Here is a 24125-nt window from a genome sequence, read left to right as displayed (position 1 = left end):
CGTCCGGCTACGGCGGGCGGCCGTTCGCACGACAACCGACCGTGCCTGCCGACGGAGCGCCGGCTACCGGTTGTGGCGTAGTGGCCATCGATTCCTGGGGCGGCCGGGACGTCCTGTTACCGGTGGGGGCCGGGTTACTTGGCGTTCAGGGAGGTGTTGTTCCACCAACCCTGGCGGCCCGCGATGAAGTTGACGGTCCGGCCGTCGATCCGGCCCTGGTACTTCCCGCCGGTGACCAGCGGGCTCTTGCCGACCACCCCGTGGGCGTCCTTGATCGACGGGATGGTGACCGTCCCGGCGGGGCGCAGGTCGGCGGGCCCGAAGCCCTGCGGTTCGACGGTGGTGACCACCTCGTCCCAGTTGGGCGACGCCGCGAGCTGGTGGGCGAGGTGCACTTCGTCGCCCTGGCCGAAGGAGAGCAGGGTCAGGTAGTCGGGGTAGCCGGTGGCGTCGAGCGGCTGGTAGTGCAGGACGTCCTCCTTGCGGCAGGTGGCGTCGGTGGCGGGCAGGATGGTGGTGAAGGTGCGGTTGCCCTGTTCGTCCACGGTGACGCGCTCCAGTTCCACCGGGAGCGAGCGGCGGGTGCCGTCGACGATCTCCTTGAGCGGCCAGTGGCCCTCGGAGAACAGCGCGTAGTAGACCTGCTCGCGCTCGTGCTCGGCGAGGTCCTTCAGGTACAGCGCGCGGAGCTCGTCGGACAGGCCGAACAGGGTGATCATCTGGAAGGCGTGCACGGGAACGTGGTACAGCGCCAGGTGGTAGCTGAAGATCGTCTTCCGGCCGAGCAGCAGGAAGCGGTGGCCGTGCCGGGGGGCGTCGGCGGCGCGGCTGGTCACGTCGGCACGGGGGTCGGTGGACATGCGGTCTCCAAGGGGGTCGGGTGTCCGCTCCCGCCGGGGTGCGGGTGGCGGCGGCGCCAGAACGGCCGGTCGGGCCAGCGCTGTTCGGCGCAGTAGTGGGTGCGGTGGTTGCGCAGGTAGGCCGCGTCGATGGCGGCCAGCTCGGCGCGGTACGCGTCGAGCGCCCCGGGCCGGCCGGACAGCCGGGCGTGCACGGCGCGGCCGGCGGCCAGGCCGGTGTACAGGGCGGTGAGGATGCCCTGCGAGGACAGCGGGTCGAAGGCCGCCGCGGCGTCCCCGGCGGCGATCCAGCCGTCGCCGGTGACGTCCGCCAGCCGGGCGGTGTGCGCGGGGGCCCGCCGGGGTGCGGCGCCGGCGGGCCACGGGTGCCGGGCCGCCAGGTCGAGGACGTGCCGGGTGGCGGCCAGCCGGGCCGCGAACGCCGGTAGTCCGGGGTCGGCGGCGGGCAGGTCCGCGTCGGTGTACCAGACCAGCAGGCGGCGGCCGGTGGGCAGCGGCGCGGTGTACCACCAGCCGTCGGGGGCGGCCTCGACGGTGGTGGTGGTGTCCGGGTCGGCCGGGTCGGCGGGCCCCAGCGTGAGGTGCAGCGCCACCAGCCGGTCACCGGTGCGGCGCCGCGCCCCGCACGCGGTGGCGAGCGCGGCCCGCCGCCCGGTGGCGTCGACCAGCCACCGGCAGCGCACCGTCCGCCGCTCCCCCGCCCCGCGCAGCTCGACGCGCCAACTGCCGCCCCTGGCCCGCCCGTTGATCCGCACCGCGCCGGCGACCAGGTGCGCGCCCTGCGCCCGGGCGCACTCGCGCAGTTGACGGTCGAACAGGACGCGGTCCAGGTGCCAGCCGTGGCCGTGCGGGTCGAAGACGCTGTCGGTGGACGCCAGCCGGGGCCCGCCCCAGGCGGAGCGGTTGGCCAGGCACGGCAGATGGCCGGCCGTCAGGACGCCGCCCGCGCCGAGGTCGCCGAGCAGCACCCGGGCGGCGGCCGGCAGCGCCTCGCCGACGGGCGCGGGGCCGCGTCCGGCGTCGGCGAGCAGCACGCTGCGCCCGGCCCTGACCAGCGTCAGCGCGGCGGCCGCGCCCGCCGGTCCGCCGCCGGCCACCAGGACGTCGTAGCGGGTCACTTGTTGGTGGGCTCCGCCGGGCGGGCGCCGCCCCCGTTGGCGGCCTCCTCGCCGAACGGGTCGAGCTTGTCGATGTAGCCGACGGTGATCTGCTCGGCCCGGAAGCCGGTGCGTTCGACGGCGTCGCCGAGCACGCCGCTGACGGTGGTGACGTCCAGCACGGAGGTCTCCGGCACGTGCACGGTCACCAGGTTGCGGTCGTGCGGAACGCCCTCCAGATCGAAGCCCGGAACGGACTCGACCTGAATCACCGGCGGGAACTTCCCGTCGCCGACGGTGTATTGGCGGGTCTCGACGATGCCGAAGTGGTGCCACTCCCTGACGGCCTGCGCCAGCTGGTCGGGGTACTCGCCGAACAGGCCGCGCAGCCAGGACGCCCGGCGGGCGAACGCGTCCTCCCGCTCCTCGTCCGAACTGCCCTGCCCGTCCTCCTTGTTGACGATCCGGAAGTCTTCGTCGGTGAGCACGTGGTTGGGCACCCGGGCGGGCCAGAAGGTCGGCACGTACGGGTCGTAGCGGTCGGGCGGCAGCGCCTGGATCTCGTAGCCGGCCCGGCAGCTGGCGGTGTCGGTCTGCCAGGGGATCGCCATCCAGCGGGTGAGGTCGCCGGGGCCCTGGGCGTGCAGCGGGCCGTCGGGGCCGAGAGCCCGCTCGGCGCTCAACTGCGGCCCGTAGTCGGGTTCTTGCTGCCCGTCGGGGCGGCGCAGGATCCGGAACGGGTGCTCGAACATCGACGAGTGCCGGATCGGCCAGGTGACTTCGCAGCCGGGGTGGAAGGCGTCGGCGAGGCAGAAGTCGAGGGCGGCGCGGTCCAGCAGGCCGGGCTGGTCGGCGACCTCGGCGTCCTCCAGCCGGCGCGGGAAGCCCCGCCACGGGGTGGTGCTGAACTCGCCCTTGGACCAGGCGATCAGGTGCGTGATCTGGGTGTCGGACAGCGCCAGGTACTGGAGCGCCGACTTGGGCGTCCGGGCCATCGCGTCGCCGTAGATCCACGGCCACGGCACCGGCGACATGCCGTCGCGGCTGTAGTCACGCATCGTGGTGAGCACCTGGTGGCGCAGCTCGCGGTTGCGTTCGGCCGGGCTGGACAGGCGCTTCAGCAGCTCCGGGGCGAGGAAGTCCTCGGGGCCGCCGAAGCCGAAGTGGGTGGCGAACCCCTTGTTGGCCCACTGGAGTTCGCAGAACCGCCGCAGGATCGGCTCGATGTCCCGTTGGAAGTTGACGCCGTCCTCGTCGTTGTCGCCGAAACCGGCACCTGCGCCGAACACGTCGTGCAGCACGTCCCACAGGGTGCGCACGGCCTTCAGGTCCGGGCCGTAGTTGGGCGGGGCGACCACCACCCACGCGCCCTGCACCGGAACCTCCTTGCCGCCGAGGGTGAGGGTCGCGGTGACCGGGCCGTCCGAAGTGTCGTCGTACCAGCCGTCGTTGTTGCCGAACGAGTGCAACGGCTCGCCGCCGGGCGCCCCGGAGTCGCCGGTGCCGCCGAGAACGACCAGGCGGCCCTGGTCGTCGGTGTGCATCCGGCCGAGCGGAACCGACTTGCCTAGGAAGGTGCCGCCGGTGAACTCGACGACGTCCTTGGTCCCGGCGGTCAGGGTCTTGGGCCCGGGGTCGATGATCAGGCTGCCGCGGTCCGCCTGCTTGAGGTTGCGGCGGGCCGACGCCTGGCCCTTCATGTCGGGGATGTCCAGCGCGAGGTCGAAGTTGTACCAGTCGGCCTTCCGGTTGGCCACGTGCACGGCCCACTCGATCGTCACCCCCGCCTCGGTGGCGGTGAGTTCACGCACCACCTGGTGCCGGCTGTCGTAGCCGTAGATCCGGAACCGGGCGGCCTGACGCTTGATCGCTCCGCTGTCGTCCTTGTAGAAGCCGACCGGCGCGGGTTCCGGATCCGGCGTCTCCGGTCCGTAGAACCAGCCGTCCTCGCGGGTGCTGTTACCGATCCGGGCCATGCCGATGGCGGGATGGATCCGGGCGTAGGCGATCTCGTCGGTCATCGCTGCGATGTCCTCTTCGTCCGTGGTCGGGGGTTGCCCGCACGGGCCCGAGAAGCGCACGGCACGCGCGGGGCAGGAGGGATGAGCCGTCAGCCACCCTGGCAGCTCGGCCCCGACCGCCCCCGACGGCTCGCAGCCCACTCATCCGACAATCACCTCAACGGGCCCCGCCCCGCAGAACCCCAAAACGGGGCAGGCGCCGGCTCCGCCCCCCCACGGACGCCGGCCCCTTCCCCCTCGTTGACGCCCCTACCCCCCGGTCGGGACGCCGTTCCCCCCTCGTGGACGCCCTTACCCCCCGGTCAGGACGCCGCTCCCCCTTCATCGACGCCCCTACCCCCCGGTCGGGACGCCTCCCCCCTCCAGTGCCGACCCCCGTACCCCCCGGTCCGGAGCGTCGACACCCGGGCCAACGGAACGAATCCCCCGATTCCCGCCGGCCCATCCGCGCCGATCTCCCGGCGACAGGAAGATCGTGTCAGCTCGGGCCCCCTCCGCACATTGCCAGAACCCGGCAATCTTGACGCCCTCTTGACGCGCAATCCACGCATGTGCTCGGACGGGCGCGAAAACAGGGGCGCTGGGGGTGCCCCCAGCGAAGCGAGGGGGCGGAACTGCGCGAAGGGGAACGCAACTGTCGGCAAGATCGCGACACCGAACAATGACTTGCACGTGCTCGCGACCTCACGGACCGGCTTGCGCTTGGCGCGCAGCTAAAGCCCTTGCCCCGGCCACCCCAGCAACCGAGCCCCCATCGCCGCCGTCTCCAGCGTGTACCGGTGCAGCGCGTCCGTCGGGTCGTACCCGGTCAGCGCCTTGATGCGCTCCGTCCGGTAGCCGAGCGTCCGTACGCTGACCCCCAGGCGGCGAGCCGCTTCCGCGTTGACGTAGCCCGCCTCCGCCTGCACGGCGATGGTGTCGAGCAGCGGGCCGGCCCCGCCGCGGGCAGCGGCGAGCGGGCCGAGGACCGTACGCACCAGGTCCGCCATCGCCGCGCGGTCGCGCATCAGGACCGGGAAGACCAGCAACTCCTCGGCTTTGAGCAGCTCCGACGGCAGGTCGAGCCGTTCGGCGAAGTCGAGCGCGTCGAGCGCCTCCTCGTAGCTGCGCACCACGCCGCCGGCCCCGGAGTGGCGTCGTCCGGTGGCGACCCGGCGGGCGGGTGGGTAGCCGGCGCCGGGGCGCAGTGCGAGGCGGGCGAAGGCGTCGAGGACGGCCTGTTCGCTCTCGGGGGCGACGCACACCAGCCGGCCGTCCTTGGTGGCGAGCAGGACGTCGCGTTCGCCGAAGCGGCCGGTGAGTTCGCGTTCGACGCGGCGTACCACGGCGTCCAGGTGGCCGTAGGGCTGGTCGGCGCCGACGGCGACGGCGACGGCGTGGGTGCGGGCCAGGCGCAGGCCGAAGCGTTCGGCGCGTTCGGCGAGGGTGCCGAGGTCGCTGCGGCCGTACAGCAGGTCGTCGATGAACTCGCGGCGCGCGGCTTCCTCCTGGCGGACGGCCAGCCGTTGGGCGCGCTCATGGCCTTCGCCGAGGGCGGCGAGGGCGGTTTCGGCGGCGATCAGCAGGGCTTCGCCGACCTGTCGCAGTTCGCCGACGGTGCCGGCGCCGGCGATGCCGGGGAGGGTCGGCCAGGCCCGGCGTCCGGCACTCATGCAGTGGGCGACCAGGTCGCGCAGGCCCTGTCCGGTCTCGGCGCCGCGTTCGCCGAGGGCGCGCAGCGATTCGACTTCCGCGCGGGTCAACCGGCGCCCGGAGCGGGAGACTTCGGCGAGCATCCCGACGTACCGGTCGCCGAGTTCCCCGGCCACCGCCTGCTCGGCCATCCTTGACACTCCTTCACCTGCTGTTCGACCGCCGAATCCTAGCGATCGCCGACCGGTTCCGACTGCTGTTGTTCGGACCCGTACGATGTCCCCTGCGGTGCGTGCGGTTCCTGGCGGTGCGCCGCTTGCGACCTCGGGAGATTCCACGATGACGGCTGGCCGGAAGGCAGCGGTGGCGCTGGTCGGCTGCTGGGCGGCGTTCGCAGTGCTGGCGGGGGTGCTGGCCGCGCACGGGTGGGGGCCGTTCGGGTTCGAACAGGCCGTGCTGGACTGGTGCGTGGGGCACCGGCCGCCCGGCGCGACGACGGTGGCGACGATGGTGACGGCGCTGGGTTCGGCGCCGCTGCCGTACCTGATGACGCTGGCGGCGGGCGCGCTCATGGTCCGGCGGGTACCGAAGCCCGTCGCGCTGGTGCTGTTCGCGCCGACGGTGTGGCTGCTGCTCGGCCAGGGGCTGCGCCAGCTGCTGATGCACGGCTTCGGCCGGCCGCGGCCGCCGCTCGCGGACCGGGCGGTGCACGCCTCCGGTTTCTCGTTCCCGTCGGGGCACGCGTTCACGGCCGCGGCCGGTGCGGGGCTGCTGGCGCTCGCGGTGGTGCTGGCCCGTCCGGCGGCCGCCCGCCTCGCGGTGGTGGGGGCGGTGCTGTTCGCGGGGGCGGTCGGTGCGAGCCGGGTGTACCTGGGGGTGCACTGGACGCTGGATGTGCTGGGCGGCTGGCTGCTGGCGGCGGGGTGGCTGGCGCTGGGTACGCTGCTGGCACGTCAGGGCCGTGGAAGTGGCGCTGTGCTGCTGGATCGTCGGCCCGCGGGTCGCCCGTCCGGGGACTGAAGGGTCCGCCGCGCGGGCAGATCGGCGTAGGTTCGGCACAGGCGCGTCCGCGCCGCGAAATTGCCGTAAATGCAAGAAGGGTTTCGGGATGGCTCAGGTTGTGCGGGGTGTGATCGCTCGGGCGAAGGGCGCGCCGGTGGAGGTGGTGCCGATCGTGGTGCCCGATCCGGGTCCGGGCGAGGCCGTGGTGAAGGTGCAGGCGTGCGGCGTGTGCCACACCGACCTGCACTACCGGGAGGGCGGGATCAACGACGAGTTCCCGTTCCTGCTGGGCCACGAGGCGGCGGGCGTGGTGGAGGCCGTCGGCGAGGGTGTCGACAATGTCGTGCCGGGTGACTTCGTGATCCTCAACTGGCGTGCGGTGTGCGGCCGTTGCCGTGCGTGTCGGCGGGGCCGGCCGCAGTACTGCTTCGCCACCCACAACGCGAAGCAGAAGATGACGCTGGAGGACGGCACCGAGCTGTCGCCGGCCCTGGGCATCGGCGCGTTCGCCGAGAAGACCCTGGTCGCGGCGGGCCAGTGCACCAAGGTGGACCCGGCGGCCTCGCCGGCCGCGGCGGGCCTGCTGGGCTGCGGCGTGATGGCCGGTCTGGGCGCGGCGATCAACACCGGCCAGGTGGGTCGCGGCGACAGCGTCGCGGTGATCGGCTGCGGCGGCGTCGGCAACGCCGCGGTGATGGGTGCCCGGCTGGCGGGCGCGTCGCGGATCATCGCGGTGGACGTGGACGAGCGCAAGCTGGTCACCGCCCGCGGCCTGGGCGCCACCCACACGGTGAACTCGCGGGAGACCGACGCCGTGGAGGCGATCCGCGAGCTGACCGGCGGCAACGGCGCGGACGTGGTGATCGACGCGGTCGGCCGCCCGGAGACGTACAAGCAGGCGTTCTACGCCCGCGACCTGGCGGGCACCGTGGTGCTGGTCGGCGTTCCGACCCCGGAGATGACCCTCGAACTCCCGCTGCTGGACGTGTTCGGCCGCGGCGGTGCGCTCAAGTCCTCCTGGTACGGCGACTGCCTCCCCGAGCGGGACTTCCCGATGCTGATCGACCTGTACCTCCAGGGCCGGCTCGACCTGGACGCGTTCGTCAGCGAGACCATCCCGCTGGACGGCGTCGAGGAGGCGTTCGCCCGGATGCACCGCGGCGAGGTGCTGCGTTCGGTGGTGGTCTTCTGATGGCGGCCCGGATCGAACACCTGGTCACCGCGGGGGAGTTCTGCCTGGACGGCGGCACCTGGCAGGTCGACAACAACGTGTGGCTGGTCGGCGACGACCACGAGGTGATCGTGATCGACGCCGCGCACGACGCGGACGCGATCGCCGCGGCGGTGGCCGGGCGCGCACTGGTGGCGATCGTCTCCACCCACGCGCACAACGACCACATCGACGCCGCGCCGGAGCTGGCCGCCCGCACGGGCGCGCCGATCCTGCTGCACCCGGACGACCAGGTGCTGTGGGACCAGACCCACCCGGACCGGGGGCCCGACGGCGCGCTCGCCGACGGTCAGCAACTGACCGTCGCCGGAACCGCCTTGACCGTTCTGCACACCCCGGGCCACAGCCCGGGCGCGGTCAGCCTGTACGCGCCGGAGCTGGGCACCGTCTTCACCGGCGACACCCTGTTCGCGGGCGGGCCGGGCGCCACCGGGCGGTCGTTCTCCGACTTCCCGACCATCGTCGACTCGATCCGCGACCGTCTGCTGACGCTCCCGGCCGAGACGGTGGTGCGCACCGGCCACGGCGACTCGACCACCGTCGGCGCGGAGGCCCCGCACCTGGCGGAGTGGATCGCCCGCGGCCACTGACGGCCCGTCAACCATCCGCCGCCCCGGACGCCACGTCCGGGGCGGCGGCATTTTCGGCTGTCCATCATCTGTCCAACGGCCTTTCATACCGTCCCCTCACCTGGTCGGCGACGCGGGGGCGTCGCCCGCAGAACAGGAACAAGGGGGAAAGACAGTGAAGAAGAGATTCGTCGGCGCCTTGGTGGCCGGCGCCGCACTGGCCGCCACCATCACCGCGGCCGCGCCCGCCGACGCCATGGTGCAGCAGGGCTGGGCGCACATCCAGAACGTCGGCACCGGCCAGTACCTGGACGATTACGCGCACAACACCAACCAGGGCGCGCCGGTGTACACGTACGCGCAGACCGGGCAGTCCAACCAGTGGTGGTGGGTGGCCAACAACACCAACAGCACGGTCACCTTCTCCTCCTACGAGACGCAGCAGTACAGCAGCGTGGCCAAGTGGTGGTACCGCAACCTCGTCCGCGACGGCGGCAACCGCGGCGTCCTCGGCCCGCAGCAGCTCTGGACCGCCAACATCGGCTTCGGCGGCCTGCCCGGTGAGGAGGCCTGGTACTACGTGGCCGGCGACGCCGGGACGTACATCCACTCCGCCGCCTGGAACGGCGACTGCCTCACCGCCCACGCCTGGGGCCAGGTGACGGTCGAGGGCTGCCGCTCGGGCGACCACGACCAGCAGTGGAACGTCCTCTACAGCTGACCGGCCGGAAGGAGAGCCGCACCATGAAGCACATCCGAAGGATCCTCACCGCCGCCGGCGTGTCCCTGTCCGTCCTCGCCGGCGTGTTCGCCGTCGAGGCCCCCGCGCAGGCCGCCGTGCCGCAGGGCTGGGCGCACATCCGGAACGTCGGCACCGGCCAGTTGCTGGACGACTACGCCCACAACACCAACCAGGGCGCCCCGGTGTACACGTACGCGCAGACCGGCCAGTCCAACCAGTGGTGGTGGGTGGACAACAGCGGCAACAACACGGTCTCGTTCTCCTCCTACGAGACCCAGCAGGGCAACGGCCTCACCGGCTGGTGGTACCGCAACCTCACCCGAGACAGCGGCAACCGCGGCGTCCTCGGCCCGCAGCAGCGCTGGCAGCACGACACCCGCTTCGGTGAACTGCCCGGCGAGCAGCTCTGGTACTACGTGGGTGGCGACGCCGGGACGTACATCCACTCCGCCGCCTGGAACGGCGACTGCCTGACCGCCCACGCCTGGGGCCAGGTGACGGTCGAGGGCTGCCGCTCGGGCGACCACGACCAGCAGTGGCAGATCACCTACAGCTGACCCGCCGGAAGGAAAGTCCCACCGTGAAGAACATCCGAACGATCCTCACCGCCGCCGGCGTGTCCCTGTCCGTCCTCGCGGGCGTGTTCGCCGTCGAGGCCCCCGCCCAGGCCGCCGTGCCCCGGGGCTGGGTGCACGTCCTGAACATGGGCACCGGCCAGTACCTGGACGACTACGCGCACAACATCGACCAGGGCGCCCCGGTGTACAGCTACGCGCAGACCGGCCAGTCCAACCAGTGGTGGTACGTCACCATGACCTCCGCCAACCAGGTCGTCTTCTCCTCCTGGGAGACGGAGAAGTGCACCGACGGCTGGTGCACCACCAAGAGCTACCGGAACCTGCGAAACAGCTTCAACAACACCGGCGAACTGTCCGAGTACAACCCCTGGTACGACCCGTACGACAACACCGCGTCCCGGTCGCGCTGGTGGTACGCGGCCGGCGACATCGGCACGTACATCCACTCCGCCGACGGCGACCAGGGTTGCCTGACCTCCCACGCCGGAAGCCAGGTGACGATCGAGGGCTGCCGCACGGGCGACCGCAACCAGCAGTGGAACGTCATCTACGCCTGACGGCTACTGGTCCGGGGCCACGAACCGGACGGCGGTCAGCCGCTCCCGCGAGGTCTCGTCCGCGAGCAGCACGGACGAGGCACCCGGGAACGCTGACCGCCCCCGCCGTTCGACGGCGGCCAGCAGCGCCGTCAGGCCGCGCACGTGGCGGCGGAAGGTGCGCGGGGCGGCGGTCCGGGCCCGGGCGTGCTGGCCGGCCAGCGCCTGCTCGGGCCGGACGGCGAGCAGCACCACGTGCAGCTCGCGCCCGTACCGGCGGGCCCAGTGCGCGAGGGCGAGGCGCATCCAGCGGCGGCTGCCGCAGTCGTGCACCAGCAGCGGCCCGGGCCTGCGCAGCGCGGCGCGGGTGCGCAGCAGGTGCAGGGTGCGCACGACGGGCCGGTAGACGGGGTACGGGAGCCGGGCGGGCATCGCGGCCTGAGCGGCCAGGCGGCTGGTGCGCGGGTCGAGGACGGGGGCGCGGCCGTCCCAGCGGTGCAGCAGGGTGCTCTTGCCGCTGCCGGGCAGTCCGGCCACCACGACGGCGGCGCCCGGGCCGTAGCGGATCGTCAGCGGCGGGCCTGCCTGCCCGCGCAGGTCGGTGACGCCGTGCGGGGCGAGTTCGACGGTGGCCTCGACGGGACTCCTCCTCAAACGTCGAACCGTCCCGCCATGGAGCGGCGGGACGGTTCGGCAGTTTACCGGGGGCGTCCGGGTCAGTTCTCGGTGATCCGGACCGCCCCGGAGGGGCAGGACGCGGCGGCGTCCTCGAGGGCGGAGCGCAGCTCGGCGGGCGGGCGGGCGTCGAGCAGCACGACCACGCCGTCCTCCTCGCGCTGGTCGAACACTTCGGGGGCGTTGCGGACGCACTGTCCGGCGCCGCAGCAGCGGTCCTGGTCGACGGAGACGGTCACGGTTCCGGCCGTCGCGGGGTCACCGGTGCGGGCCGGCGTGGTGGCGCTCACCAGGCGACCTGGAGTTCGTGGACGCCGTAGATCAGCATGTCGTGCCGGAACGGGACGTCCTCGAACGGCATGGCGAGCTTCAGGTCGGGCAGCCGGCGCAGCAGGGTCTCCAGGGCGATCTCCAGTTCCAGCCGGGCGAGCGGCTGGCCGAGGCACTGGTGGACGCCGAAGCCGAAGGCGAGGTGGTGGCGGGTGTCGCGGGTGAGGTCGAGGGTGTCGGCCCCGGGGTAGCGTCCGTCGTCCCAGTTGGCGGTGTTGACCTGGAGGATGACGCCCTCGCCGGCCCGGATCTTGGTGCCGCCGATCTCGGCGTCGGCGACGGCGACCCGGACCAGGCCGGTCTGCACGATGCTGAGGTAGCGCAGCAGCTCCTCGACGGCGGCGGGCGTGTCCTCGGGGTGGGCGCGCAGGTGGGCGAGTTGCTCGGGGTTGCGGAGCAGGGCCAGCACGGACAGCGCGGTCATGTTGGCGGTGGTCTCGTGCCCGGCGATCAGCAGCAGCCGGCCCATCGCGCCGATGTCCTCGATCTCGAGTTCACCGCGCTCGACCAGGCGGCTGAGGATGCCGTCGTCGGGGTTGTCGCGCTTGGACGCGGTCAGGGCGTCGAGGTATTCGGTGAGGCGGTTGTTGGCCTCGACGATCTCCTCCGTGGTGGCGCCGCGGTGCAGCAGGGTGCGGCTGCACTCCTGGAAGAAGTCGTGGTCCTGGTAGGGGACGCCGAGCAGCAGGCAGATCACCAGGGACGGCAGCGGCAGCGCGAACTCGCCGACCAGGTCGGCCTGTTGGCGTCCGTCGATCATCCTGTCGATGAGTTCGTCGGTGATCCGCTGGATCTCGGTGCGCAGTTCGGCGGTCTTGCGGACGGTGAAGTCGCCGGTGAGCATGCGGCGCAGCCGGCCGTGCTCGGGGTCGTCGAGCCGGATGAACGTGGGCTTGACGTTGAGGAGTTGGCGGGCGCCCTCGGTGAGGAACGGGAAGCCGGGGTTCGCCGGGTCGGAGCTGAACCGGTTGTCGGCGAGGATGGCGCGGACGTCCTCGTGGCGGGTGATCAGCAGGGCGGTGTTGCCGTCGTACAGGGTGACGCGGCTGATCGGCTCGTCGTGCCGGGCCTGCTGGTAGGCGGGCGGCGGGGCGAACGGGCAGGTCGCCTCGCGCGGGGCGGGGTGGATGGTGGGGGAGGTTTCTGCGGCGGTGGCCATCTGGTGCTCCCTTCCCGGAGCTGGGCCGGCGGTGGCGTCGGCGATGGAGCCTGCGACTGCGCGGCCCGGGCAGTTGAGTGCCTCGGGCAACTAACTCAACGTCACGCTAACTCGCGGTCCGTGCCCACGGGAAGATGATCCTGGCCCCGGCGGGCATTCTGTCCGGATCACGGCGACGCACCGCCACTCCCCCGGGGTCCGGGACCCCCGCCCACCAGCCATGCCCAGGTCCGTCACGGCCGGAGGATCATCCTTACGGCCGATCGAGAACGGGCCACGGCCTCACACCCACAGCGCCTGGGCGATCGCCCACCCCGTGAACGCCGACCCCAGACCCGCCACCACGCTGCCCGCCGCGTTCATCACCGCGTAGAACCGGGCCCCGCTCTCGGCCAGCCGCAAGGTCTCGTACGAGAACGTCGAATACGTGGTCAGCGCCCCGCAGAAGCCCGTGCCGAGCAGCAGCTGGAGCTGCGAAGAGGCCGCGCCGGCGGCCACCGCGCCGGTCAGCAGGCCGAGCACCAGGGAACCGGACACGTTGACGGCGAACGTCCCCCACGGGAACACCGTGTCGTGCCGGGCCTGCACCGCCCGGTCGGTCAGGTAGCGCAGCGGGGCGCCGACCGCCGCGCCGACGATCACCAGCAGCCAGTTCACCGCGCCATCCCGTCGTCCTTGACCTTCCGGAGCACCTCGCACGCGTCGAGCGTCACCAGGCACCGGTCCAGCAGGTCGTCCAGCTGCGGCAGGAACGAGCGGATCCGCTCCTCGCGGTCCACCACCACGACCGCCATCGGCATGTCGTCGCCGACCGACAGCAGCCGCGAAGTGTGCACCATCGAGGACGCGCCGAAGCCCTCGACCCCGCGGAACACGCTGGCACCGGCCAGCCCCGCGGCGTGCACCCGGTGCACGATCTCGGCGTACAGCGGGCGGTGGTGCCAGCGCTCGTCCTCGCCGACCAGCGCCGTCATCCGCAGCGCCCGTTCGATGCGTGTGGTCATCGCGTCCTCCGTCGGATCACCCGGCGGGCGACCGCCGCGCCGGCCCAGACCGCGACCATCGCGGCGAGCAGGGTCGCGGCCAGGTACCCCAGCGCCGCCGGGGCGCGGCCGGCCAGCATCAGGCGCTGGATGTCGACCGCGTAGGTGGAAAAAGTGGTGAACCCGCCCAGTACACCGGTACCGAAGAACGGCCGCACCAGCCGGTGCGCCCGCCACGCCTCCGTGAGCACCGTCATGAACGCCCCGATCACCGCGCACCCGGCCACATTGATCGCCAGCGTCGCCCACGGAAACCCGTCCACCGGCGTCGGCCATGCCAGCGCGATCGCGTACCGGGCACACGCCCCCAGCACACCCCCGACGGCCACCACACCGATCACGGCCGCCAGTTCACTGTCCGGCCCCCGCCTCACCGGCCGCTGCCGGGCCTCGGCATCGACCGCCATCGGACTCTCCACGGGCACACGTCTCCTACTCGCACGGCACCCGAGAATTCCGGGCGCGCCACTGTACAAGCAGGGACCGTTGGCAGCAGACCGCTGCGGTTCGTGTCCGGCGGGCCCCACCGCCGTCACGCACCCCGAGGGGGTGCTACTGGGCCCACTCTACCGGGCAGGCCGGGCCGCCCGGCGTGCGAGCGGCCCGGGCCGTTCAGCGGGTGCCGACGGCCGGCGCGGGGATGGACGGCAGGCTGTCCCGGGCGTATTCCAGGGCCTCCGCCGAGGTGCCGAACAGCCGCCCTTGGAGCTGGAGTTCGTCCAGCACGCCGAGGGCGTCCAGCGGTCGCCGGTGTTCGTCGTGCAGCCCGGAGACCAGTACCAGGGTGCCGCGGCGGTGCAGGTCGGCGAGCGCCTCTCCGAGCACGGTCGCGCCGCTGGCGTCGATCGCGGTGACCCGGGACATCCGCAGGATCACCACCTCGGCCCGCGCGGCGGCCGTCAGCTCTGTCCGCAGCCGGTGCGCGGCGGCGAACAGCAGCGGGCCGTGCAGCCTGAAGGCGGCGATCCGCCCGCCCGCGTGGTCCTCCTCGGACACCGGCAGCCGCTCCAGCCGGGCGCCCCGGGCGACGGAGCGCAGTGCCAGCGCGCCGGCCAGCAGCAGGCCGACCCCGACGGCGGTGACCAGGTCGAAGGCGAGGGTGGCGACGGCGGTCGCAGCCAGCACGGCGGCCTCGCCGCGCCCGGTGCGGGCCAGTGCGCGCAGCGCCCCGGCCTGGACCATGCGGACGGCGGTGGCTATCAGCACACCGGCCAGCGCGGCCAGCGGAATGTCGGCGACCAGCGGCGCGGCGGCGAACACCACCACGGCCAGCACGGCGGCGTGCACCAGCGCGGCCAGTCGGGAGACCGCGCCAGTGCGCACGTTGACGGCGGTGCGGGCGATCGCGCCGGTCGCGGCAACGCCGCCGAACAGCGGGGCGACCAGGTTGGCCAGGCCCTGGCCGAACAGCTCCCGGTCGCTGTCGTGCCGCTCGCCGCCCCGGCGGGGGTCGTTCGCGGTCATCGCATCGGCGGCGGTCGCCGACATCAGCGACTCCAGCCCGCCGAGCGCGGCCACCACCAGCGCGGACGGCAGCAGCCCGGGCACGGCGGACAGGTCGAGGAAGCCGAGCGAGGGGCTGGGCAGCCCGGCGGGCAGCTTGCCGATGACGCCGACCGGCAGGTCGACGGCCTTGGCCAGCACGGTGGCGGCGACCACGGCGATCAGCGAGAACGGGACGGCAGGCCGCAGCTTCCCGCCGATCAGCATCAGGGCGGCGACGCCCGCGGCGAGCAGCACAGCTGCCCAGTGCGGGGTCTCCGCGAACGCCTTCACGGCGCGGGCGGCGACCACCGCCGGGTTCTCGCCCTCCGGCTTGGCCACTCCGAGCGCGCCGGGCACCTGCTGGAGCGCGATCACACCGGCGATACCGACCGTGAAGCCCTCCACCACCGGCACCGGCACGTACGCCATCCAGCGCCCGGCCCCGGCGAGCCCCAGCAGTATCAGCATCAGGCCCGCGAGCAGGCCGACGGTCAGGACGCCCGGGGTGCCGTAGTGGGCCACGATCGGCACCAGCACCACGGTCATCGCACCGGTCGGGCCGGTGACCTGGAGGCCGGAGCCGCCGAACACGGCGGCGATCGCACCCGCGACCACGGCGGTGGCCAGCCCGGCCGCCGCGCCCGCCCCGGAGGACACTCCGAAGCCCAGTGCCAGCGGCAGCGCCACGACGGCCACCGTCAGGCCGGCGATCAAGTCGCGGCGCGGGTCGCGGCCCATGGTGGCCAGCACCTTGCGGTTCGGCAGTACCGCCCGCACCCGCCGTCCGATCACACCCCCGCCGTTCACGCCGCCCCGCCGCATCGGATCGTGGCGAGCGGATCATGGACCTCCGCCTGGGCCTGACACTGCGACGCGGGCACCGTTCAGCTCTCTTTCTGGGGTTCCGGCTCTGTTCCGGACCGGGACGGGACGGCGACGCCGTGCTGCTCCGCGATCCGCAGCAGCCCGGCGATCCGGCCGGCCTGGGCCTGCGCGCCGTGGTCGTCGTCGGCGTCCCGGGCCTCGCGCAACGCCCTTTCGGCGAGGGCGAGTTGCTCGCGGACCTCATCCTCGAACAGCTCGGTCACGTCCGGCCCCTTCCCCATGTCGGCACGCAGGCGCCCGGGCAGGACGGACCTGCCGGGCACCCGATCAGAATGTATCGACTTGAAGAATTTCGCAAGTCGCAATGTCTGCATGTTGGGGCGCAACGGCGCCCTCGCGGGCACAGCAAGGGAAGTGACGGCGCGTCAGCCCTTGTCGGCGGCCCGCAGGTCGGCGAGCAGGCCGGCCTGGTCGGTGATCAGCGAGCCGAGGATGGAACGGGCGACCCGCAGCAGGTCGGCAACCTCGCCGCTGGCGAGGGTGTAGACGACGGTGGAGCCCTCGCGGCGGGCGTGCACCAGCTTGGCGCGGCGCAGCACGGCCAGCTGCTGGGAGAGGTTGGCCGGCTCCACGCCGACCTCGGGGAGCATCTCGGCGACGGCGTGGTCGCGGGTGCTGAGCAGCTCCAGGACCCGGATCCGCACGGGGTGCCCGAGCGTTTTGAAGAACTCCGCCTTCAGCTGGTACAGCGGCACACTGGCCACCGGGAGCGACTGCGGGTTCTCGGCGTTCACGTGGTCGTCACCGTCTCGTTCAAGGCCCGAAAGGGCACGGGGGCGTCGCGCCGACCCTAGCAAGCCGACCCCGACAATGATCGTGCTCCCGGCCCCCACGCGGGGAGTCCGGGAGCACGGCGGGGCAGGAAGCGGGTCAGGCCTTCTTGACCACGCTCGACTTGAGCTGCATGGCGCCGAACCCGTCGATCCGGCAGTCGATGTCGTGGCCGTCGACGCCGTCGACCAGCCGGATGTTGCGCACCTTGGTGCCGGCCTTGATGCCGGAGGCGCTGCCCTTGACCTTCAGGGCCTTGACCACGGTGACGGTGTCGCCGTCGGCCAGCACGTTGCCGACGGCGTCCCGGATCTCCCGCTCCCCCGCCGGCTGCGCCGCGTCGTCCCCGGCGGGCGCCCACTCGTGGCCGCACTCGGGGCAGACCATCAGGGCGTCCATCTCGTACGTGTACTGGCCGGCGCAGCTGGGGCAGGGGGGAAGGTTGTCGCTCATCGGGCCAGGATAGCGGCCGATCGGTCGCCATCCGGACACACGTGCGGTCAGGCGACGGAGACGGCGCTCCACGCGGCGGCGACGGTCGCGTACTCGGTGGAGGTGGCGCCGTACAGGTCGCGGGCGGCGTTCAGCGAGGCGGTGCGGGCGCCGGCGTAGTTGGTGGTGGAGGTCATGTAGACGGTGAGCGCCCGGTACCAGATGGCGGCGACCTTCTGGTTGCCGATGCCGGTGACGGTGGAGTTGTTGCAGGTCGGGCTGTTGTAGGTGAAGCCGTTGATGGTCTTGCTGCCGCTGCCCTCGCTGGCCAGGTAGAACCAGTGGTTGGCGACGCCGGAGGAGTAGTGCACGTCCAGCTTGCCGACGGTCTTGCTCCAGCAGTCGGCGGAGCGGCCGTCCAGCGAGGGCTTGTCGAAGCGGCGCAGCCACGGCGGGGTGGACTGGTCGCTGAACAGGTAGTCGGGGGTGTCGACGCCGTTGTTGGCGTACCACTCGACCATGGTGCCGAAGATGTCGCTGGTGGCTTCGTTGAGGCCGCCGGACTCGCTGCTGTAGCGCAGGTTGGCGGTGGCGCTGGTGACGCCGTGGGTCATCTCGTGGCCCATGGTGTCGAGGTCGACCTGCTCGGGGTCGGTGGTGCCGTTGCCGTCGCCGGTCATCATGCAGAAGCAGGTGTCGGACCACTGGGCGTTGTCCCAGTTGGTGCCGACGTGGACGAAGACGGTGGCGCCGCGGCCGTCGTTCTTGATGCCCTTGCGGCCGAAGGTGTTGAGGTAGTAGTCGTACGTCCAGGCGGTGTTGGCGTGGGCGTCGACGGCGGCGGTGGACCGGTCGGTGGAGAACTTCTTCCCGTCGCCCCACACGTTGGTGGTGCTGGTGAGCGCGCTGCCGGAGCCGGCCTTGACGCTGCTCGCGCCGAGGTTCTTGGCGTCCTTGGTGAGGTGGCCGCGGACCGGGTCGGTCAGCGTGTAGCTGCCGTCGGCCTGCTGGGTGGTGTCGATCCGGACGTCGCCGGTGTACTCGGAGTGGCCGGTGCCGGCCGCGGACTGCTCGGAGTCGTAACTCTCGATCGCCTCACCGGTGTTGGCGTCGGTGACGACGATCCGGCCGGCCGGCTGGCCCTGCTTTCCCTCGCCGCTGACGGTGGTCTGCCAGGCGAGGCGGGGGGTGCCGTCGGCGGCCCAGACGACCAGTTCGGGGGTGGCGGTCGCGCCGGATATGCCCTGGGCCTGGCCGAGCGCGGCGGCGGCACCGTGCTGCGGGGAGACGGCGGGCACCACGGACTTCACCGCGGCGTCGTGGCCCTTGGCGCGGGAAGAGTCGGCGAGCTTGCCACGGGCGTCCTGGTGGACGACCAGGTCGCCGCCGATCACCGGCAGGCCGCGGTAGGTGCGGTCGAAGCGGACGTGCTGGGTGCCGTCCGCGTCGATGATGACGTCCTTGACCTTCAGGCCCTGGCCGGCGCCGAAGCCGAACAGGTCGGCGTGGTGGGAGACGTTCGCCTCCGCGCGGGCGATCGCGGCGTCGCGGCCGGGGGCGGCGGAGGCGGTGTCGACCTGGACTGCGGCGACGAGCAGTGCGGCGCTCGCCGCGAGGGCGCCGGCGGTGAGGGTGCGTCGGCGCGCGGAGGAGGAGGGGCTCACTCGTGACTCCAGTCGGGTAGCGGGGGGCTGGCCGACTGACAGCCTGTCGATGAACATACAAACAGTTCTATGAACAGAAAAAGAACGTAATCGGTTCGTATCCCGGAGCCCCACCCCCGCCGATCGGAAGGACGCTCGACCGGTACGGAAACGACCAACGGCCCTCCCGCCACACGGCTCCGACCGCCCAGGATCGGAGATATGACCAGCGAACCCGTCTCCTCCCCCGATGGCCTCAGCCTCGACCCGGGCCAGTGTCTGCGCCTGATGGCCCGTCACTCGGTGGGCCGGCTCGTCTACACCCGGCACGCCCTGCCCGCCGTCCTGCCGGTCCGCTACCGCCTCGCGGACGGCGGCAGCGTCCTGGTCGACCAGCCCGACGAAGAGCTGCTGCGCGCCGTGACCGGCACCGTCGTCGCCTTCCAGGCCGACCAGGTCGACCCCGCCGACGGCAGCGGCTGGACTGTCACCGTGCTCGGCCACGCCGACGCCGTACACCCCACCGCCGCCACCGGCCCGCCCGCCGTCTCCGTCCGGATCCGCCCCGAATGGGTGTCCGGACTGCGGCTGCTGCCGCCCCGCCCCCGCCCCGCCGACCGGCCCCACCACCCGGGACCTCCGGCCCTCGCCCCCGACGCCGCACACCCCGCAGAGTGGGAACGTCGGCATCGGACCGGCGCGGACCGAGGAGGCGAAGGGCGATGCGGCACTGCACCGTCGGAGCGATGATGACCAGTCAAGTGGTCACCGTCAGCCCCGGAACGGGCTTCCGCGAGATCGTCGCACTGCTCGCCGAGTACGACATCACCGCCGTGCCGGTGGTGGACACCGACCACCGGCCGCTCGGCGTCGTCTCCGAGGCCGACCTGCTGCGCACCCAACTCGCCCAGTACGACCCGGCATCCCTGCTGCCCGCACCCGTCCACCTGCGCGGCACCGGCACCACCGCCGCCGACCTGATGACCACCCCCGCCGTCTGCACCACCCCCGACAGCACGGTGGTCGCCGCCGCCCGCCTGATGACCCGTCGGCGAGTCAAACGCCTGCCCGTGGTCTCCCCCACCGACGGCCGCCTGATCGGCACCGTCAGCCGCGGCGATCTGCTGCGGGTCTTCCTCCGCGAGGACCAGGCGATCCGCCGCGAAATCGTCGAGGAGATCCTCACCACCGTCGAAGGCACCAGCCCCGCCCTGATCAGCGTCGACGTCGTCCAGGGCGAGGTCACCCTCAGCGGCACCACCGCCCCGCACTGCCACACCCTCGCCCTGCGCGAACTGTGCGCCGCCGTCGACGGCGTGGTCTCGGTCACCGACCGGACCACGCGCGCCGCGGCCTGACGTCCCGCCGGCTCGTCAGCGCAGGATGCGGGCCCGTCAGCGCAGGATGCCGGCCCGGCGGGCGGCCGTGATCCACTGCGGGAACTCGGACAGCAGCCGGTCGTACAGCTCCGGGTCGGGCAGGGTGCTGATGTCGTCGACGGCGAAGAACCCGACGTTGTCGACCCGGCGGCCCGGCAGTCGGTCGAAGTACTCCAGCACGCCGTAGTTGGAATGCCCGAGGCCGACGAACTGCCAGAAGATCGGCTCCTCGACGGCCGAGCGCAGCTGGAACTCGATCTCGGAGTTGCGGTAGATGCCGCCGTCGGAGAAGAACAGCACCAGGGTGGGCAGCGGCGACGGGAAGGCGCGGACGAACTCCCGCACCTCGGCGATCACCTTCTGCTCCTCGTTCTGGATCCCGACCGCCTTCATGTCCACCCGCCCGTCGGGCCTCGGCGCCCGGATACGACGACGGCCGAACAGCCCGCCCATGCTCGCCTCACCGGGCCGGACGTGCAGCCGCAGCCACTCGGGCAGCCCCGGCACGCTCAGATCGGGCAGCCGGGCCGAGCGGGACGCGAACGTCCACGCCTGCATCGTCCCGTCGTCGTCCAACTGCGCGGCCACGGCGGCCATCCGCTCCACCACGTCCGCGACCACGCCCCGCGCGTACAACCCCGCCATCGACCCGGACGCGTCCAGCACCAGCAGAATCCGCGCCACCACACCCTGCGCGCCGTGCTTCTGCAGGCTGACGGCGACCTGCTGCTTGCGCAACGAGAGGCGCTTGCGCATGTCGACGGGCAGCTGCGACTCGCCTGCCGCGGCGAGCTGCTGCGCGGCGGCGGCGGCGAGCTGCTGCGCGGCGGCGGCGGCCGCGATGTCGGGCGCGTGCGTGGGGCGCGGGGGGACGGCCGGCGGCACCGAGAGCGGTTCCGGCGACGGCGGGAGCGCGACCTGTTCCGGCGACGGCGGGAGCGCGAACGGGTCGGGCGCGGGCTGTTCCGGCGACGTCGCGAACGGGTCGGGCGCGGGCGCGCGCTGCGGGGCCGGGGAGGACGCGAACGGGTCGGATGCGGGCGCGGGCCGCGGTGCCGGCGAGGACGCGAACGGGTCGGATGCGGGCGCGGGCTGCGGGGTCGGCAGCGGGCGCAGCCTGAGCTCGCGGGTGAAGTGGACGCCCCCGGGCCCGGGCTCCAACTCCGGTGCGGGAGACGGCTCTTCCGCCGGGCGCAGCCTGAGCTCGCGGGTGAAGTGCACGCCCTCCGGCACCGGCACCGGTTCGGGCGAGGGCCCGGCCGACAGGCGCAGCCTCAACTCACGGGTGGCATCCGGCCCCGGCAGGGGCTCGGGTGCCGGCCCGGCCTCCAACTCCGGTGCGGTGTGCGGCCCGTTCGCCCGCCCGGTCTCCGGGGCCGGCTCGCGCTTCGGCTCGGGTACGGGCGACGGCTCTGCCGCCGGTCGCGGCACCGTGAGCGCGCCGCCCGCATCCGGCGCCGGCCCCGCCACGGCCTCGGGCCCGGGCGAACTCCCGGCCTCCCGCCTCGAATCCGGCTCCGGCTCGGGCTCCAATGCCGTCTCCAACACCGGCTCCGGCTCCGGCTCTTGCCCGGCAGAGTCCGTGGGCAGCGTGAAGCCGTACGCCGCGGCCAGCCCGTCCAGGCCGTTGGCGAAGCCCTGGCCGACGGCGCGGAACTTCCAGTGGCCGTTGCGGCGGTAGAGTTCGCCGCCGATCAGGGCGGTCTCCCGGCCGGCCTCGATGGTGAAGGTGGCGAGGGGCAGGCCGGTGCGGGCGTCGGAGATCGCCAGCGTCAGGTCGCGGATCCGGCCGAAGGTGCCCTCGCCGTCGGTGGCGGCCAGCAGCAGGACGCGCTGCACGTCGGCGTCGCGGACGTCGAGCGCCGCGAGGTCGGCCTCGATCCGTTCGACGGGGGCTTCGGCGGGGCCGGTGCGGCCGCGGCAGAGGACGGCGCCGGAACGGTGCGGGGTGCGTCGACGCCGGATCAGATCGCTTGCCTCGCGGGCCTGGCCGTCGGCGGTCAGCAGCAGCGCGGCGGCGGTGAGGTCGGGGGCGCCGGGTGCGGGCGTCCAGCTGAGGTCGGCGTGCACGGCGGGCACGTCGATCGGGAGGTTGCTGCCTTTGGCCAGGGATCTCGCGGTCACCGGCACAGTCTGGCCCATCGGGGGCATGCGACGCGCCCCCCGGGCAGCGGGTTCTGCGGGCGGTGGCGCGGGCCCGGCGTTACGGTGAGGGTCGGACGGCGGGCGAGCCGGGAGCGAGGTGGTCCGGGTGCACGGCCTCACCGACTGGCTGCGGGGGCTGTCGGGCCCGGTGGTGTACGCGGTGGTGGGGGCCCTGGTGTTCGCGGAGGACGCGCTGTTCGTCGGGTTCGTGCTGCCGGGCGAGACGGCGGCGGTGCTCGGCGGAGTGCTTGCCCATCAGGGCAAGGTGTCGCTGGGCCTGATGGTGCTGGTGGTGGTGGCCGCGGCGATCCTCGGCGACTCGACGGGGTACGAGGTGGGCCGCCGGTTCGGTCCGGCGGTGCTGCGGACGAAGACGATGCGCCGGCACGCGAACCGGGTCGAGGGAGCACAGAGCCTGATCCGCCGTCGGGGTCCGATGGCGGTGCTGCTGGGGCGGTTCGTGGCGTTCTTCCGGGCAATGATGCCGGCGCTGGCGGGGGTGTCGCGGATGCCGTACCCCCGGTTCCTGCTGTTCAACGCGATCGGCGGGGTGATCTGGGGCGTGGGGTTCGTCCTGCTCGGCTATTTCGCGGGCTCCGCGTATTCGCACATTGAGGCTGTGGTGGGGCGTTCGGCGGCGATCGTGGTGGCGGCGGTGGTGCTCGTGGCCCTGCTGGTGTGGCACCTGCGTTCCCGGCGACGCGAGGCCCGCCGCGAGCACGAAGACGAGCACGAAGACGAGCACCAACGGGACGATGACAGCAACGACGAGGCGAAGCAGGACTGACACCTCGTCGAACCATGCCCGCCGACCGTCCCGAAACAGCCAGGCCCGTCGGCTCCCCCACGTGGACCGTTCGGCCCTCTGCGCGGCGGCGGCCATGGAGCAGGCTGGAGTCATCGGGAAAGGAGTTTCTGATGAACCGTCTGCAGACCCGTAGTGTTGCCGAGGTCGAGGTGCTGGTGGAGACCCGCGGCGAGGTTTCGGCCGGCGCCCCCGACTACGCGCGGGTGAAGATCGCCGCGGTGCTGGACCGGCTGGACGAGCCGGTGCTCGCGGTCCGGGTGCGGCTGGTGCAGGAGCCCAACCACGCGGTGGCCCGGCCGTCGTTGGCGCAGGCCACGGTGGACGTCAACGGACGTCCGGTGCGGGCGCACGTCGCTGCGGCGACGATGCGTGAGGCGATCGATCTGCTCCAGGACCGCCTGGTGTCGCGGGTCGCCCGCCTGCGTCATCACCGCCGGCCGGCCCGCACGCCGCTCGGCTGGGCCGACGGCCTGGACCCGGAGCACCGCCCGCAGCGCCGTCACGTGGAGCCGGAGGACCGTCGGCTGGTGCGGCACCGCAGCTACAGCGCGGCGCGGCTGGGTGCGCTCGACGCGGTGTTCGAACTGGAGGCGATGGACTACGACTTCCAGCTGTTCACGGACGCCGAGAGCGGTTGCGACAGCCTGGTCTACCGCGGCGCGGCGGGCGGCTACCGGCTGGCCTCGACCGGCCCGCTGCCGCACCCGGTGACGGGATTGGTGGTCAGCCGTCTGACGGTGCCCCGCCTGACGGGCGAGCAGGCCCGGGCGCGGCTGGAGCTGACCGGGTTGCCGTTCGTGTTCTACACCGATGCCGTGACCGGCCGCGGCAACGTCATGTACCACCGTTACGACGGGCACTACGGGCTGATCACGCCCGCCGCGTAGCGGTCGAGCCTTCGGCAGGCGTGGGGGTCTGTCCGGAGGCGGGAAGAGCTCCCGGCGGGTGTGGGGCCCGTCCGGGAGCGCGGGAAGAGGAGTCGGGGACGGTGTGGGGCCGTCCCCGGCTCCCGCTTTTTTGGCGCATTACCAACGTTCTGACGGCCGATTACCTCGACATTACGTCGAGAACGAAGTATTTCGGCCAACTTGTTGCCGCATGG

General features: G+C 72.9%; 25 protein-coding genes and 2 pseudogenes. 10 read left to right on the top strand and 17 right to left on the bottom strand.

Going from position 1 to position 24125, the window contains the following annotated elements; translation table 11 throughout:
- Positions 1-134: 134 nt before the first annotated feature.
- The 4 genes from ACIHEI_RS16140 to ACIHEI_RS16125 form a co-directional block, all read right to left on the bottom strand.
- Positions 135-860 carry a hypothetical protein gene (locus ACIHEI_RS16140; protein ID WP_396607029.1) on the bottom strand — a complete coding sequence of 242 codons (726 nt, stop codon included), beginning with the start codon at positions 858-860 and terminating at the stop codon, positions 135-137.
- Complete coding sequence (locus tag ACIHEI_RS16135; RefSeq protein ID WP_396607028.1) at positions 833-1978, bottom strand: tryptophan 7-halogenase; 1146 nt, start codon at positions 1976-1978, stop codon at positions 833-835. Before ACIHEI_RS16135 ends, ACIHEI_RS16140 begins: the two co-directional genes overlap by 28 nt.
- Positions 1975-3978: a LodA/GoxA family CTQ-dependent oxidase gene (locus ACIHEI_RS16130; RefSeq protein WP_396607027.1), complete on the bottom strand. Its 2004-nt coding sequence runs from the start codon at positions 3976-3978 to the stop codon at positions 1975-1977. Before ACIHEI_RS16130 ends, ACIHEI_RS16135 begins: the two co-directional genes overlap by 4 nt.
- Before the next feature lie 713 nt (positions 3979-4691).
- On the bottom strand, positions 4692-5801 hold the full coding sequence (locus ACIHEI_RS16125; RefSeq protein ID WP_396607026.1) for a PucR family transcriptional regulator: 1110 nt from the start codon (positions 5799-5801) through the stop codon (positions 4692-4694).
- A 148-nt stretch (positions 5802-5949) separates the two neighbouring features.
- Here ACIHEI_RS16125 and ACIHEI_RS16120 point away from each other — a divergent pair, with 148 nt between their 5' ends.
- The 6 genes from ACIHEI_RS16120 to ACIHEI_RS16095 all read left to right on the top strand — a co-directional run bounded on the left by ACIHEI_RS16120 (position 5950) and on the right by ACIHEI_RS16095 (position 10289).
- Positions 5950-6630 (top strand): phosphatase PAP2 family protein, encoded by a 681-nt coding sequence (locus tag ACIHEI_RS16120; RefSeq protein ID WP_396607025.1) that lies wholly within the window; start codon positions 5950-5952, stop codon positions 6628-6630.
- Positions 6631-6718: 88 nt separating this feature from the next.
- A complete protein-coding gene (locus tag ACIHEI_RS16115) occupies positions 6719-7804 on the top strand; it encodes an S-(hydroxymethyl)mycothiol dehydrogenase (RefSeq protein WP_387646951.1) in 1086 nt (361 codons plus the stop codon).
- Positions 7804-8433 (top strand): MBL fold metallo-hydrolase, encoded by a 630-nt coding sequence (locus ACIHEI_RS16110; RefSeq protein ID WP_396607024.1) that lies wholly within the window; start codon positions 7804-7806, stop codon positions 8431-8433. The genes ACIHEI_RS16115 and ACIHEI_RS16110 overlap by 1 nt, the downstream gene beginning before the upstream one ends.
- Positions 8434-8587: 154 nt before the next feature.
- Positions 8588-9133 carry an RICIN domain-containing protein gene (locus tag ACIHEI_RS16105; protein WP_396607023.1) on the top strand — a complete coding sequence of 182 codons (546 nt, stop codon included), beginning with the start codon at positions 8588-8590 and terminating at the stop codon, positions 9131-9133.
- A 23-nt stretch (positions 9134-9156) separates the two neighbouring features.
- Positions 9157-9711, top strand: a complete 555-nt coding sequence (locus tag ACIHEI_RS16100) for an RICIN domain-containing protein (protein WP_392945687.1) — start codon at positions 9157-9159, stop codon at positions 9709-9711.
- Positions 9712-9734: 23 nt separating this feature from the next.
- Complete coding sequence (locus ACIHEI_RS16095; protein ID WP_387864238.1) at positions 9735-10289, top strand: RICIN domain-containing protein; 555 nt, start codon at positions 9735-9737, stop codon at positions 10287-10289.
- Between the two features lie 3 nt (positions 10290-10292).
- Here the strand turns inward: ACIHEI_RS16095 and ACIHEI_RS16090 are convergent, their stop codons facing one another.
- The 11 genes from ACIHEI_RS16090 to ACIHEI_RS16040 form a co-directional block, all read right to left on the bottom strand.
- Positions 10293-10922 (bottom strand): AAA family ATPase, encoded by a 630-nt coding sequence (locus tag ACIHEI_RS16090; RefSeq protein WP_387646963.1) that lies wholly within the window; start codon positions 10920-10922, stop codon positions 10293-10295.
- A gap of 62 nt (positions 10923-10984) precedes the next feature.
- On the bottom strand, positions 10985-11182 hold the full coding sequence (locus ACIHEI_RS16085) for a ferredoxin (protein ID WP_396607247.1): 198 nt from the start codon (positions 11180-11182) through the stop codon (positions 10985-10987).
- Positions 11183-11229: 47 nt separating this feature from the next.
- Complete coding sequence (locus ACIHEI_RS16080; RefSeq protein ID WP_396607022.1) at positions 11230-12432, bottom strand: cytochrome P450; 1203 nt, start codon at positions 12430-12432, stop codon at positions 11230-11232.
- Between the two features lie 282 nt (positions 12433-12714).
- Entirely contained in the window at positions 12715-13089 is a 375-nt protein-coding gene (gene crcB, locus ACIHEI_RS16075) for a fluoride efflux transporter CrcB (RefSeq protein ID WP_392945667.1), read from the bottom strand.
- Entirely contained in the window at positions 13086-13436 is a 351-nt protein-coding gene (locus ACIHEI_RS16070) for a DUF190 domain-containing protein (protein ID WP_396607021.1), read from the bottom strand. The genes crcB (ACIHEI_RS16075) and ACIHEI_RS16070 overlap by 4 nt, the downstream gene beginning before the upstream one ends.
- Positions 13433-13882: a fluoride efflux transporter CrcB gene (gene crcB / locus ACIHEI_RS16065; RefSeq protein ID WP_396607020.1), complete on the bottom strand. Its 450-nt coding sequence runs from the start codon at positions 13880-13882 to the stop codon at positions 13433-13435. Before crcB (ACIHEI_RS16065) ends, ACIHEI_RS16070 begins: the two co-directional genes overlap by 4 nt.
- A gap of 205 nt (positions 13883-14087) precedes the next feature.
- Complete coding sequence (locus ACIHEI_RS16060; RefSeq protein ID WP_396607246.1) at positions 14088-15698, bottom strand: SulP family inorganic anion transporter; 1611 nt, start codon at positions 15696-15698, stop codon at positions 14088-14090.
- A 146-nt stretch (positions 15699-15844) separates the two neighbouring features.
- The gene (locus ACIHEI_RS16055; protein ID WP_387646976.1) at positions 15845-16048 is read right to left on the bottom strand and encodes a hypothetical protein; all 204 of its coding nucleotides are present in this window, start codon (positions 16046-16048) and stop codon (positions 15845-15847) included.
- Between the two features lie 162 nt (positions 16049-16210).
- Entirely contained in the window at positions 16211-16579 is a 369-nt protein-coding gene (locus tag ACIHEI_RS16050) for an ArsR/SmtB family transcription factor (protein WP_392945661.1), read from the bottom strand.
- A gap of 136 nt (positions 16580-16715) precedes the next feature.
- The gene (locus ACIHEI_RS16045) at positions 16716-17069 is read right to left on the bottom strand and encodes a zinc ribbon domain-containing protein YjdM (RefSeq protein WP_396607019.1); all 354 of its coding nucleotides are present in this window, start codon (positions 17067-17069) and stop codon (positions 16716-16718) included.
- A gap of 47 nt (positions 17070-17116) precedes the next feature.
- Entirely contained in the window at positions 17117-18712 is a 1596-nt protein-coding gene (locus ACIHEI_RS16040) for a M4 family metallopeptidase (protein WP_396607018.1), read from the bottom strand.
- A gap of 201 nt (positions 18713-18913) precedes the next feature.
- On the opposite strand from ACIHEI_RS16040, the gene ACIHEI_RS16035 reads away from it, so the two are divergent.
- Positions 18914-19441: a pyridoxamine 5'-phosphate oxidase family protein gene (locus ACIHEI_RS16035; protein WP_387646984.1), complete on the top strand. Its 528-nt coding sequence runs from the start codon at positions 18914-18916 to the stop codon at positions 19439-19441.
- Positions 19438-20049 carry a CBS domain-containing protein gene (locus ACIHEI_RS16030; protein ID WP_396607017.1) on the top strand — a complete coding sequence of 204 codons (612 nt, stop codon included), beginning with the start codon at positions 19438-19440 and terminating at the stop codon, positions 20047-20049. The genes ACIHEI_RS16035 and ACIHEI_RS16030 overlap by 4 nt, the downstream gene beginning before the upstream one ends.
- 36 nt (positions 20050-20085) lie before the next feature.
- Here ACIHEI_RS16030 and ACIHEI_RS16025 read toward each other — a convergent pair.
- Together ACIHEI_RS16025 and ACIHEI_RS16020 are read right to left on the bottom strand one after the other, a co-directional pair.
- Positions 20086-20850: pseudogene (locus ACIHEI_RS16025) on the bottom strand (vWA domain-containing protein); the annotation flags it as partial.
- 831 nt (positions 20851-21681) lie between these two features.
- A pseudogene (locus tag ACIHEI_RS16020) lies at positions 21682-22212 on the bottom strand (TerD family protein); the annotation flags it as partial.
- Positions 22213-22321: 109 nt separating this feature from the next.
- Here ACIHEI_RS16020 and ACIHEI_RS16015 point away from each other — a divergent pair.
- Positions 22322-23002 (top strand): DedA family protein, encoded by a 681-nt coding sequence (locus ACIHEI_RS16015; RefSeq protein ID WP_396607016.1) that lies wholly within the window; start codon positions 22322-22324, stop codon positions 23000-23002.
- A gap of 131 nt (positions 23003-23133) precedes the next feature.
- The gene (locus tag ACIHEI_RS16010) at positions 23134-23910 is read left to right on the top strand and encodes a sigma 54 modulation/S30EA ribosomal C-terminal domain-containing protein (RefSeq protein ID WP_396607015.1); all 777 of its coding nucleotides are present in this window, start codon (positions 23134-23136) and stop codon (positions 23908-23910) included.
- The last annotated feature ends 215 nt before the right edge of the window (positions 23911-24125 follow it).

The sequence above is a fragment of the Kitasatospora sp. NPDC051984 genome (genome assembly GCF_044593455.1).
GTDB lineage: Bacteria > Actinomycetota > Actinomycetes > Streptomycetales > Streptomycetaceae > Kitasatospora.
The sequence above is the reverse complement of the archived record's forward strand: the minus strand, read 5'-3'. Positions and strand labels throughout refer to the sequence as shown.

Coding starts and splice junctions, on each gene's coding strand:
- ACIHEI_RS16140 (WP_396607029.1), bottom strand. CDS start 860: ATGTCCACCGACCCCCGTGCCGACGTGACCAGCCGCGCCGCCGACGCC.
- ACIHEI_RS16130 (WP_396607027.1), bottom strand. CDS start 3,978: ATGACCGACGAGATCGCCTACGCCCGGATCCATCCCGCCATCGGCATG.
- ACIHEI_RS16125 (WP_396607026.1), bottom strand. CDS start 5,801: ATGGCCGAGCAGGCGGTGGCCGGGGAACTCGGCGACCGGTACGTCGGG.
- ACIHEI_RS16120 (WP_396607025.1), top strand. CDS start 5,950: ATGACGGCTGGCCGGAAGGCAGCGGTGGCGCTGGTCGGCTGCTGGGCG.
- ACIHEI_RS16115 (WP_387646951.1), top strand. CDS start 6,719: ATGGCTCAGGTTGTGCGGGGTGTGATCGCTCGGGCGAAGGGCGCGCCG.
- ACIHEI_RS16110 (WP_396607024.1), top strand. CDS start 7,804: ATGGCGGCCCGGATCGAACACCTGGTCACCGCGGGGGAGTTCTGCCTG.
- ACIHEI_RS16100 (WP_392945687.1), top strand. CDS start 9,157: ATGAAGCACATCCGAAGGATCCTCACCGCCGCCGGCGTGTCCCTGTCC.
- ACIHEI_RS16080 (WP_396607022.1), bottom strand. CDS start 12,432: ATGGCCACCGCCGCAGAAACCTCCCCCACCATCCACCCCGCCCCGCGC.
- ACIHEI_RS16070 (WP_396607021.1), bottom strand. CDS start 13,436: ATGACCACACGCATCGAACGGGCGCTGCGGATGACGGCGCTGGTCGGC.
- crcB (WP_396607020.1), bottom strand. CDS start 13,882: ATGGCGGTCGATGCCGAGGCCCGGCAGCGGCCGGTGAGGCGGGGGCCG.
- ACIHEI_RS16060 (WP_396607246.1), bottom strand. CDS start 15,698: ATGGGCCGCGACCCGCGCCGCGACTTGATCGCCGGCCTGACGGTGGCC.
- ACIHEI_RS16045 (WP_396607019.1), bottom strand. CDS start 17,069: ATGAGCGACAACCTTCCCCCCTGCCCCAGCTGCGCCGGCCAGTACACG.
- ACIHEI_RS16035 (WP_387646984.1), top strand. CDS start 18,914: ATGACCAGCGAACCCGTCTCCTCCCCCGATGGCCTCAGCCTCGACCCG.
- ACIHEI_RS16030 (WP_396607017.1), top strand. CDS start 19,438: ATGATGACCAGTCAAGTGGTCACCGTCAGCCCCGGAACGGGCTTCCGC.
- ACIHEI_RS16010 (WP_396607015.1), top strand. CDS start 23,134: ATGAACCGTCTGCAGACCCGTAGTGTTGCCGAGGTCGAGGTGCTGGTG.